The sequence below is a fragment of the Arthrobacter sp. Y3223166 genome (genome assembly GCF_059090935.1).
Window position 1 is genome coordinate 1 of the sequence record NZ_JBNHGE010000009.1, and the last position, 11,127, is coordinate 11,127.

The following is an 11,127-nucleotide window of genomic DNA, read 5'->3' on the forward strand; positions in this document are numbered from 1 at the left end:
GCCGGCCGGGCCGCGTGACCTAGTCGGCCGCCGCGGCGGCGGGCCGGCCGGTCAGGACCGCACGCAGTTCGTCCTCGGCGGCGATGGTCGTGATGAAGAAGAGCTCGTCGCTGCCTTCCACCACGTCGTCAGGGCTCGGCGTGATCGGCGCGTCGTCGCGCAGGATGGCCACCACCGTGGCATCCTGCGGCCAGGCGATGGAGCCGAGCCGCTGACCGATCAGCGCCGAGTCCGCGGGAACCGTGAACTCGACCATGGACGCGACGCCGCTCTGCAAGGTCAGCAGCCGGACCAGGTCTCCGATCTCCACGGCTTCCTCCACCAGGGCGGTCATCAGGCGCGGGGTGTTCACGGCAACATCCACGCCCCAGGAGTCGTCGAACATCCAGTCGTTCTTGGGGTTGTTCACGCGTCCCACCGTGCGGCCGACGCCAAACTCGCTCTTGGCCAGCAGCGAGACCACCAGGTTGACCTTGTCGTCGCCGGTGGCCGAGACCACCACGTCGGCTTCTTCCAGCCGGGCTTCACGCAGGGTGGTGATCTCGCAGGCGTCGCCGATCAGCCAGCGCGCGCCCTTCAGCCCGCTGCGGCCGATCACCTCGGGCTTCGGATCGATCAGCAGGATGTCGTGGTTGTTCGAGAGCAACTCCCGAGCAATCGACGATCCGACGCTGCCGGCGCCGGCAATGACCACCCTCATTCGGACTCCTCCACGGGGGGCTTGGACAGGATCCTGTCGATTTCGAAGGTCGAATCCACCGCCATCATGGCGTGGACGATGTCGCCCTTTTGGTAGCGGGTGCCGCGGGCGGGCAGGATTCCCTCGCCGAAACGGGTCAGGTAGGCCACCCGGGCGCCGGAGGCGGCTTCGATCTCGGCCAGTTCCCGGCCCACCCAGCCGTCGTCCAGTTGCACCTCACCCAGGATCAGGCGGCCGGAGGCCTCACGGAAGTCGCCCTTGATGCCCTGTTCGGGCAGGATCCGCCGCAGCACCTGATCGGCGCTCCAGCGCACCGCGGCCACCGTGGGGATGCCGAGCCGCTGGTAGATCTCGGCGCGGCCGGGATCGTAGATGCGGGCCACCACATGCGGCACGTGGAAGGTTTCGCGGGCCACCCGGGTGGCGAGGATGTTGGAGTTATCGCCGCTGGAAACGGCAGCGAAGGCGTAGGCGTTCTCGATGTCTGCGTGCCGCAGGGTGTCGCGGTCGAATCCGACGCCGGTGACCTTGCGGCCGGTGAACCCCGAGCGCAGCCGGCGGAATGCCCGGTCGTCCTGGTCGATAATGGCCACGCTGTGCCCCGAATCCTCCAGGGTGTGGGCCAGCGTCACGCCTACGCGCCCGCAGCCCATGATCACAAAGTGCGCCATCCACGTCCTTCCGGCACCCGCTGCAACGCGGGAATCAAATGTACTGCAACCATAACGCTGAACCGGTCCATCGATGCCATGAGCCCGGGGTTCGAAACGGCGCCGGCGCCCGCGCGCCGGTCGGGACCGCCTACCCGGCCGCGGGCTCCTGCAGGGCGGCGAGCACGTGCATGTGCTCCCGGTTGGACGGGTAAAGGTGGCTGTAGGTGGCGTAGAGCTTTTCATACAGCGGGGCCGTCGACGGATCGGGACTCACGGTCGCCGCCGTGCGCGCCCAGTTCGTCCCGGCGGGCACGGCCCCGGTGCCGATGGCGGCGAGCAGTGCGTCCCCGTAGCTGGCGCCGATGGCCTGTTCCGGGACCAGCTGTTCGCGCCCGCTGATGTTGCTGACGATTTCCGTCCAGAGCCTGGCCTTGGTGCCGCCGCCGACGGCCACGACGCGCCGGATCGGTTCGCCCGCGTGCTCGAGGTACTCGAGGATCTGCCGGATGCCGAAGCCGATGCCCTCGTAGGCGGCACGGAACAGATGTCCGCGCCCGTGGCGCAGCGACAGGCCGGTGATCAGCCCGCGGGCGTCCGGGTCGAAGACAGGGGTCCGTTCGCCGGCGAAGTAGGGCAGCAGCAGCAGACCGTCGGATCCCGGCGGCACTGCGGCGGCCTCCGTGACGAGCTGCTCGAACGGGACGTCGCCGAACAGCCGCTGCAACCACGTGGTCAGGCTCCCGGACGTGGACATCCCCGCGGCCAAGGTCAGCGACCCCGGCTCCACGCCGGCCGTGGTCCAGAGCTTGGGTTCGGACCGGAACTCCCCGAGGACCTGGACGAAGAACATCGTGGAGCCGTACATCAGCATGAGGTCGCCCGGCTGCCGCACGCCCGCGCTGAAAGCCTCGGCCCAGGCGTCGACGGTGCCCGCGCAGACCGGCACGCCCTCCGGGAGCCCCGTGGCATCGGCCGCCCGGCGGTGGACCCGGCCGCCGACGTCCGACGGCCACGCCAGCCGGGGCTCCGGCAGGTGGCCGGCGACGGCGCCGTACCGGTCCGGATGCCACCGGTTGCCGCGAAGGTCGTAGAGCGGATCGCACTGGCTGGCGGTGTGGTGGTCCAACACCAGCTCGCCGGTCAGCTTGGCCAGGATGAAGGAGTTCAGGCTGTGCCAGTTCCGGGCGCGGGCGAAGACCTCCGGCTCCCGGTTGCGCAGCCAGCGGAGCTTCGGTCCCACGGCCTGGGAGGACAGGACCTTGCCCGCCTCGCGAAAGATTTCCTCGGCACCGAACTCCTCCGTTAATTCGCGGATTTCGACGACGGCGCGCGCGTCGATTCCGTACAGGATCGCCGGCCGCAACGGGACCAGGTTTTCGTCCGTGACCACCAGGGACGGACCCATCGCGCTGACACACACGCCGGCGACGGCCCCGGCGTCGTTCCGGGACAAGAGCTCCCGGCACAGCCGGACCACTTCCGCCCACGCCCCGCCCTCGGCGTCAAACTCGGCCCAGCCGGGCCGCGGGTAGCTGACCTCGTGCGCGACCGCGGCGCTGTCCAGCACCCCGCCCCCGGCGTCCGCCAGCACGGCCTTGCTGCTGCCCGTGCCGATGTCGATGCCCAGGAACATGTCGCTCCGGCGGCCGGCCACTAGGCGCGGCCGTGCGAGGTGCGGGACTTGCGGGAGACGGCGTCGAGGATCACGGCCAGCAGCAGCACCAGGCCGGTGATCATGTACCGGAACGAGGACTCAAGGTTCAGCAGGGTGAGGCCGCTGGAGATGGACTGGATGACCAGGATGCCCAGGAGGGCCGAGAAGGCCGAGCCGCGGCCGCCGAACAGGCTGGTCCCGCCGATCACCGCGGCGGCGATGGCGTTCAGGTTCACGTCCCCGGTGCCGCTGCTCTGCGCCGAGGCGGCCAGCCGGCCGGCCGCCAGCATGCCGCCGACGGCGGCGAACGTCGAGCACAGGACGAAGATGGACACGTAGACGCGGTTGACGGCGATGCCGGCCCGCCGCGCCGCTTCCCGGTTGCCGCCGACGGCGTAGACGGAGCGGCCCCACTGGGTCCGGGTGAAGGCGTAGTGCATCACCAGCACCAGGGCGGCGAAGAAGACGAACATCCAGCCGACGCCGCGGGCCTGGTTCAGGTACCAGACCGCGAACAGCAGGATCACGGCCAGCAGGATGGTCTGCATCACGACCAGCCGCATCGGGCGCCCGGACAGGCCCGCCTTGACCCGCTGGCGGGAGAGCGTGAGCTGGCTGAGGAAGAAGCCGGCCACGCCGACGACCGCCAGTACGTACGACAGCCAGCCCGGCACGAAGGCCTGCTGGCCGAACCAGACGAGGAAGGAATCGAACGGCAGGTTGATGGTGCCCTCGACCCCGAGCACGAACAGTTGCAGTCCGAGGAAACCGAGCAGGCCGGCCAGCGTAATCACGAAGGACGGGACCCCGAACCTGGTGTAGACCAGCGAATAGACCAGCCCGATCACGGCGCCGGCCGCCATCGCGGTCAGGATCGCCAGCCCGATGGGCCAGTCCTGCTTGATGAAGGTGACTCCGACGATCGCGGCCGACAGGCCGCTGACGGAGCCGACGGACAAATCGATTTCGCCGACCAGCAGGACGCAGACGATGCCCAGCGCGATGACCCCGACGGCGGCGCTTTCCAGCAGCAAGTTGACCAGGTTGGCGCTGGAGAGGAAGAACGGGTTGAGCACCTGGAAGATGGACCAGATGACCAGCAGCCCGACGACGATGGGCAGCACGCCCAGGTCGCCGCCGCGGACCCGGTTGATCCCGACCTTGACGGCGCCCTTGAAGCCCTCGGTCCGGATCAGCCGTTCGTCCTGCAGGTCGGTGGCCACCGGGATGACCGGGGCGGCTGGATTCGTTGTCATGGTACGGTCCCTTCTTCCGGTGCTCCTGCCCCCGACCCCTGCCGGCCCGCGCTTCCGGCGGCCTGGCCGGGCGGGAGCGAGCCTCCGCCCGGTCCGCCCAGCCCGGCCCCCTCGGTCCCGCCGTCCGTTCCTGCCGCGCCGGCCGCCGCTGCCCCGGTCTGGGCGGCGCGCTGGGTCACGACGTTGTCCGTAGCTCCGGTGATGGCGGCGATCAGGTCGTCGGTCGAGACGTCCTTCATCCGGAACGTGCCGTTGTTCTTCCCCAGCCGCAGCACCGCGACACGGTCGGAGACGGCTTTGACGTCCTGCATGCTGTGGCTGATCATGATCACCGCGAGGCCGTTTTCGCGCAGCCGCTCCACCAGGTTCAGCACCTCGGCCGTCTGCGCCACGCCGAGGGCTGCGGTGGGCTCGTCGAGGATGATGAGCTTGGGGCTGCCGAGCAGCGACCGGGCGATGGCGACGGTCTGGCGCTGGCCGCCGGAGAGGGAGGCAACCGCGATGCGGACCGAGGGGATCTTCGCCGAGAGCTGGCGCAGCAGCTTCCACGACTGGACCTCCATCTCCACTTCGTTCAGCCGCCAGGCGCCCAGCTCCCGGCCGAGGAAGAGGTTGTCTACCACGCTGAGGTTGTCGCAGAGGGCGAGGTCCTGGAATACCGTGGCGATGCCCAGCTGAATGGAATCCACCGGCGTGTGGATCGTCACGTCCTGGCCGTCGAAGTTCACGGTACCGGCGTCCTGGGGATGCACGCCCGCGAGGATCTTGACCAGCGTCGACTTCCCGGCGCCGTTGTCGCCGACGAGGGCGACCACTTCGCCGGCGTGGACGTCCAGGTCGATGTCGGTCAAGGCGGCCACGGCACCGAAGTGCTTGCTCACGCCCCGCATGGACAGGACCGGGGCGGTAGCCTCCGGCCGTTCCGCTGACACAGTGGACACTGCTTCCCCTTCCCTTACGACGGCAGTGCCGCGGTGGGCGCGGCACCGCCGTCCGCGGCTGCGCTACTTGATGCCGAGTTCGTCGCAGCCCGCCTTGTACTCGCCGGTGCAGATTTCTTCAGGCTTGTAGATGCCGCCGTCGAAAATCACTTCCTTGACGTTCTCCTTGGTGACCACCGTCGGCACGAACAGCGCTGACGGGGTGTTAAAGAGCGTCGCGTCGGGTTCGGGGGTCTCGCCGTTGAGCAGCTGGACCGCCACCTCTGCCGACTTTTCGGCGACTATCTTGATGGGCTTGGAGATCGTGTTGTACTGGTCGCCCTTGATGATCCGCTGGATCGCGGCGACCTCCGCGTCGTTGCCGGTGACCGGCGGGAAGGGCGAGACACCGGCGGCCTTCAGGGCGGCGATGGAGCCGCCGGCCGTGCCGTCGTTGGCGGCCACGATGCCGGTGATGTCTTCACCGAACTGGGTGATCTGGCCGGCCACCCAGTCCTGGGCCTTCGACGGCTGCCACTCCGGGGTGTCATACGAGGCCAGGATTTTATGCTCGCTGGCCTCGACCGCTTCCGTCGCGCCCTCCTTGATCAGCTGCGCGGCCCGGTCCGTGGGGGAGCCGTTGACCATCAGCACCCCTCCGGTCTCTTCGCCGTCGGCGTCCAGCTTCTTGACCAGGTCCTCGGCGATGAGGCTGCCGATCTTCTTGTTGTCGAAGGAGACGTAGAAGTCCGCCGGCGTGTCCGGGACCGGCCGGTCGTAGGTGACAACCTTGATGCCCTGGCCCTTCGCGGTGTTGACCAGCGAGGCGGCAGCGGTGCTGTCCACCGGGTCCAGGACCAGGACCTCGACGCCCTGGGTGATCATCGCGTTGGCCTGCTGCTGCTGCTTGTTCGCGTCGCCGTCGGCGTTCTGGTACAGCACCTCGCAGCCGCCGCACAGTTCTTCGACCTTGGCCTTGAACAGCGGGCTGTCCTGCTGCTCGTAGCGGGTCGAAGCACGGTCCGGCATCAGGAACGCGATCTTGCCCTCGGCCTGGCCGCCGCCACCGCCTGCTGTCCCGCCGCCGCCGCCTCCGGCACCGCCGCCTTCACCGCCGCCGCCGCCACCGCAAGCAGTCATGCCGGCTGCAAGAACGAGGGCCGTGGTGAGGCCCATGATTCCCCGTGTGTTCTTCTTGTTCATCGGAACTCCTCTTGCTGGGGGCGTGCCGCGTTGCCGTTCGTGCGTTCCGGCGTCCGCGGTCAGAGCCGCTGGGGGTAGATCATCGCCTTGAGCGATTCGGGTTCGGTGGAGGTGTTTTCCAGGGCGGCCGCGGTCTGCGGCAGGGCAAAGCTGTGCGTTACCAGTCCCTCCAGGTTGATCCGGCCTGAGGACACCAGGTCAATGCCCAGCGGCCAGGTGTTGTTGTACCGGTTCACCATCGAGATGGTGATCTCCTTCCAATTGAGCGTGGACAGGGGCAGCGGCACCTCGTCGGCCTTGGCCAGACCGATGACGGCTGCCCGCCCGGCCTCGCGCAACCGGCCGAGCCCGGAGGCGAGGACGCCGCCGGCGCCCGAGCATTCCAGCAGCACGTCAAAGGTTTGCGCCGCGGGCGCGTCGCTCTTCTCCACCGCGAAGCCGTGGTCGCGGGCCACGCCGAGCCGGTACTCGGAGATGTCCGTGACCGTGACGCTTCCCGCGCCGAGGGCCCGCGCCGCCTCGGCGGCAAGCAGGCCCACCGGTCCGGCGCCGGTGATCAGCACGTCGTCGCCGGCCTGGAGGTTCGCCCGCCGGCAGCCCCACAACCCCACGGACAGCGGCTCGAGCAGCGCGCCGTCTTCGTAGCTCATCGAATCCGGGATCGGGAAGTAGCAGCGGGCGTCCATGGCCAGGTACTGCAGCAGTGCGCCGTCGTAGGGCGGGGTGGCCAAAAATTCGAGGTTCGGGCAGAGGTGGTAGCGCCCCGCCCGGCACTCTTCGCAGCTGCGGTCCGGCGTGCCCGGCTCGACGGCCACCCGGTCGCCGACGCGCACGTTGCCGACGCCTTCGCCGACGGCGACCACCTCGCCGGAGACCTCGTGCCCCAGGATGAACGGACCGTCAACGACGAAGGGGCCGATCTTCCCGTAGCGGTAATAGGCGACGTCGGAGCCGCAGACCCCCACGGCTTCCACCCGGATCACGGCCTGGCCCCGGCCCGGCTCGGGCATCGGGCGCTCCTGCATCTCGATGCTGCTCAGGCCGGTCATCACGGCGGCGGCATTGCCCATCCAAGACTCCTTAGCGAGCAGTCACTGGGTCAAACGGCCCCGGACCCCCGAATGTGATACAACGCACATTCATACGCATATGCTAACCCCGGCGGACGTGCCGCCGCTATGAAAGTGCGGGTCGGAGGCCCCTTGGCCCCGTAAATTCCGGCCGGCAGTCTAGACTCTAAGCCGTGAAGATCCGGACCCACTGGCTGCATGTGCCACCGAGGGAAACGTGCTGACATTCCTCGATGCCCTCAAGCGGGTCCTGGTGGGCAAGCCGTTCCGAAGCGAGCGGCTGAAGCAGGATGCGCTGCCGCGGCGCCTGGCGGTTCCGGTCTTCTCAGCGAACGCGCTCTCCTCGGTGGCCTACGCCCCGGACGAGATCCTGCTCACGCTGGCACTGGCGGGCGTCGCGGCGATTGCCCTGTCGCCCTGGGTCGGACTGGCGGTCATGGTGGTGCTGCTGGTCCTGGTGGCTTCCTACCGGCAAAGCATCCACGCGTATCCGTCCGGCGGCGACTATGCGATCGCCACCAGGAACCTGGGCAAGCCGGCGGGCATCACGGTGGGCTCCGCGCTGATGCTGGACTACGTGCTCACCGTCGCGGTGTCCATGTCTTCGGCGGCCCACTACCTCGTGTCCGCCGTTCCGGCGCTCAAGGGCTGGCAGCCCGGAGCGGCCGTCGCCGGCATCGCGATCCTCGCCCTGCTCCATCTGCGCGGGCTGGGACGCGGGCGCCTGACCGTGGCGATCGCCACCTATGTCTTTGTGGGCACCGTGCTGCTGATGTGCCTGGCCGGATTTGTCCTTGACCTCACCGGAAACCTGGGCGAGGCACCCAGCGCGGCGTTCGACGTCGTGCCGGAACCCGGCCTGGAGGCGGGCCTGACCGGGCTGGCCGGCGCACTGCTGGTACTGCGGGCCTTCTCCACGGGCGCCGCCGCACTCACCGGCCTGGAGACACCCGCCAGCAACGTGCCGGCCTTCGAGAAACCGCGCGCCAGGAACGCCGGCTTTGCGCTGCTGATGCTGGGCATCTCCGCAACCGTGATCACCATGGCGGTGATGTACCTGGCCCGGGCCACGGAGGTGCGGGTGGTGCAGGTCCCCGCCGACCAGCTGCGGCTGGACGGCGGGCCGCTGCCGGCGGGCTATTTCCAGTCCCCGGTGCTCAGCCAGCTGGCGGAGACGGTTTTCGGCGGCGGCGCCCCGCTCTTCTACCTGACGGTCGCGGCCACCGCGGCAATCCTGGTGCTGGCCAGCCATTCGGCGTTCAACGCCTTCCCGCAGCTGGCATCGATCCTCGCCACCGACGGCTTCCTGCCCCGCCAGCTGCGGACCCGCGGGGACCGGCTCAGCTACAGCAACGGGGTGCTCGCGCTGGCGGCCGCGGCCGTGGTGCTGGTGCTGATGTTCAACGCGGACGTCACCCGGCTGATCCCGCTCTACGTCATCGGCGTGATCGTTTCCTTCACCTGCAGCCAGCTGGGCATGATCCGGCACTGGTCCCGCGAAATACGGGCCACGCCGCACCGGCCGGTGCGGCGCCGGATGCTGCGCTCGCGGTTCATTAACATGGTCGGCTTCATCCTGACCGTGACCGTGCTGGTGGTGGTACTGGTCAGCAAGTTCGTTTTCGGAGCCTGGCTGGCCGTGCTCGGCATCATCCTGCTCGGGCTGGTCATGCACCGCATCAACCGCCATTACGTCCAGGTCGCCCGCGAGCTCGCGATCGACCCGGACCAGCCGACCACCGCGCTGCCGTCCCGGGTACACGCAGTCATCCTGGTCTCGCACGTACGCAAACCGACGCTCCGGGCGCTTGCCTTCGCCCGGGCCTCGCGGCCGTCCCGGCTCGACGCCGTGGTGGTGGACCTGGACCGGGAACAGACCGAGCAGACCCTGCGCGACTGGGAGAAGCTCAACATCCCGGTTCCGATCACGGTGCTCGCTTCCCCGTACCGCGAGACCACCACGCCGATCATCGACTACATCAAGAGCATCCGCCGGGACTCGCCCCGCGAACTGGTGGTGGTCTACATCCCCGAATACGTGGTGGGACGCTGGTGGGAGCAGCTGGTGCACAACCAGACCGCGCTGCGCATCAAGACCCGCCTGCACTTCGAGCCCGGCGTCATGGTGGCCAGCGTGCCGTGGCAACTGGCCTCCTCCGATTCCGTCCGCCGCTACCAGGAGCTTTCATGACCGACCCCGCACCGCAACTGATCGAGCTGACCGTCGGCGCTCCGGCGCACGGAGGCCACTTCGTCGCGCGGCACGACGGCCGCGTGGTGTTCGTCCGGCACGCTCTGCCCGGGGAGCGGGTCCTGGCACGCGTCACCGAGGGCGGACCGGACGCGGGATTCTGGCGGGCGGACGCCGTCCGGGTGCTGGAAGCATCCCCGGACCGGGTGGAGCATCCCTGGGCGCCCGCGGACGCGTTGGCCGCGGCCGAAGCCGGCCGGCCGGCCGTGGGCGGCGCCGAGTTCGGCCACATCGGGCTGGACGCCCAGCGCCGGCTGAAGGGCCTGATCTTCGCCGAACAGCTGCAACGTCTGGCCAAGCTGGAACGGCAGGTCACCGTGGAAGCCCCCGCGGGGGAGTACGACGACGGGCTCGGCTGGCGCACGCGCGCCGCGTTCGGCGTGGGGTCCGACGGGCGCCTCGCCATGCACGCGCACCGGTCCGACGAGCTGATACCCGTCGAGGCGATGCCGCTGGCCGCGGACGGCGTCAACGACCTGCGGTTGTGGGAGTTGGATCTCTCCGGGCTGGAGCGGGTGGAGGTGGCCGCGCCCGCCGACGGGAGCACGCCGCTGGTGCTGTTGGTGCCGGGCGCGGGGACAACGCCCAAACGGTTGGCGAAGATCGCCGACCGGATCGAACCCGGCGTGTCGGTTGCCGCGTGGGAGCCCGTGCCCGGGCGGCTCACCCGGTTGCGGGGACGCACCTGGGTTTCCGAAACCAACGGACGGCACCAGTACCGCGTGACGGGAGACGGCTTCTGGCAGATTCACCGGCTGGCGCCGGCCACGTTGACTGCCGCCGTCCTGGACGGTGTTGCGCCCCGGGCGGGGGAGAGGGTGGCCGACCTCTATGCGGGTGCCGGACTTTTCACGGCGCCCTTGGCGGATGCCGTCGGGGTGACCGGCAACGTTCTCTCCGTCGAGGGCTCGCCGGCCGCCAGCAAAGACGCCCGCAAGAACCTGCACGGTTTCGGGCAGGTCGAGATCCTCCAGGGCAAGGTCGAGCGGGTGCTGCGCTCGCAGCCCGAAGAGATGGACGCCGTCGTCCTCGACCCGCCCCGCGCGGGCGCCGGAAAAGCCGTGGTGCAGGCGGTGGCCGCCCGAAACCCGCGGGCGGTCGGCTATGTGTCCTGTGACCCGGCGTCCTTCGCCCGGGACCTGGGCTACTTCCTGCAGCTGGGCTGGAACCTCGACTCGCTGCGCGTGTTCGACCTGTACCCGCATACCCACCACATGGAGTCCTTTGCCGTGCTCACCCCGGGGCGCCGCTGAGCGGGAGTGCGCGAATCCCGGCTGTGAGGCAGGCCACGGGCGCCGCTCCGGTTCCTGCCAACCGGCTACCCGATAGGATGGGGGCAGCGGTTCCGGACGAAGCATATTGTCTCTGGCTTGTAAATTCTGCGGGCTGCGGCGCGTCAAAAAGGCCAGAGGCCGAGCCC

General features: G+C 69.4%; 9 protein-coding genes. 2 read left to right on the top strand and 7 right to left on the bottom strand.

What is annotated here, in order from left to right:
- Positions 1-19: 19 nt before the first annotated feature.
- From AC5RUH_RS06325 to AC5RUH_RS06355, 7 genes are all read right to left on the bottom strand, one after another.
- Positions 20-700 (bottom strand): potassium channel family protein, encoded by a 681-nt coding sequence (locus AC5RUH_RS06325; protein WP_494128168.1) that lies wholly within the window; start codon positions 698-700, stop codon positions 20-22.
- The gene (locus AC5RUH_RS06330; RefSeq protein WP_493977903.1) at positions 697-1,371 is read right to left on the bottom strand and encodes a potassium channel family protein; all 675 of its coding nucleotides are present in this window, start codon (positions 1,369-1,371) and stop codon (positions 697-699) included. Before AC5RUH_RS06330 ends, AC5RUH_RS06325 begins: the two co-directional genes overlap by 4 nt.
- 130 nt (positions 1,372-1,501) lie before the next feature.
- Positions 1,502-3,007 (bottom strand): FGGY-family carbohydrate kinase, encoded by a 1,506-nt coding sequence (locus tag AC5RUH_RS06335; protein ID WP_494128169.1) that lies wholly within the window; start codon positions 3,005-3,007, stop codon positions 1,502-1,504.
- The gene (locus AC5RUH_RS06340) at positions 3,007-4,263 is read right to left on the bottom strand and encodes a sugar ABC transporter permease (protein WP_493999520.1); all 1,257 of its coding nucleotides are present in this window, start codon (positions 4,261-4,263) and stop codon (positions 3,007-3,009) included. The genes AC5RUH_RS06335 and AC5RUH_RS06340 overlap by 1 nt, the downstream gene beginning before the upstream one ends.
- Positions 4,260-5,153 (bottom strand): ATP-binding cassette domain-containing protein, encoded by an 894-nt coding sequence (locus AC5RUH_RS06345; protein WP_494128215.1) that lies wholly within the window; start codon positions 5,151-5,153, stop codon positions 4,260-4,262. The genes AC5RUH_RS06340 and AC5RUH_RS06345 overlap by 4 nt, the downstream gene beginning before the upstream one ends.
- 114 nt (positions 5,154-5,267) lie before the next feature.
- Positions 5,268-6,386, bottom strand: a complete 1,119-nt coding sequence (locus AC5RUH_RS06350) for an ABC transporter substrate-binding protein (protein WP_493999521.1) — start codon at positions 6,384-6,386, stop codon at positions 5,268-5,270.
- Positions 6,387-6,445: 59 nt separating this feature from the next.
- Positions 6,446-7,456 (bottom strand): NAD(P)-dependent alcohol dehydrogenase, encoded by a 1,011-nt coding sequence (locus tag AC5RUH_RS06355; protein WP_493999522.1) that lies wholly within the window; start codon positions 7,454-7,456, stop codon positions 6,446-6,448.
- A gap of 217 nt (positions 7,457-7,673) precedes the next feature.
- Between AC5RUH_RS06355 and AC5RUH_RS06360 the strand changes: the two genes are divergently transcribed.
- Entirely contained in the window at positions 7,674-9,647 is a 1,974-nt protein-coding gene (locus AC5RUH_RS06360; RefSeq protein ID WP_494128170.1) for an APC family permease, read from the top strand.
- Complete coding sequence (locus tag AC5RUH_RS06365) at positions 9,644-10,960, top strand: class I SAM-dependent RNA methyltransferase (RefSeq protein ID WP_494128171.1); 1,317 nt, start codon at positions 9,644-9,646, stop codon at positions 10,958-10,960. Before AC5RUH_RS06360 ends, AC5RUH_RS06365 begins: the two co-directional genes overlap by 4 nt.
- The last annotated feature ends 167 nt before the right edge of the window (positions 10,961-11,127 follow it).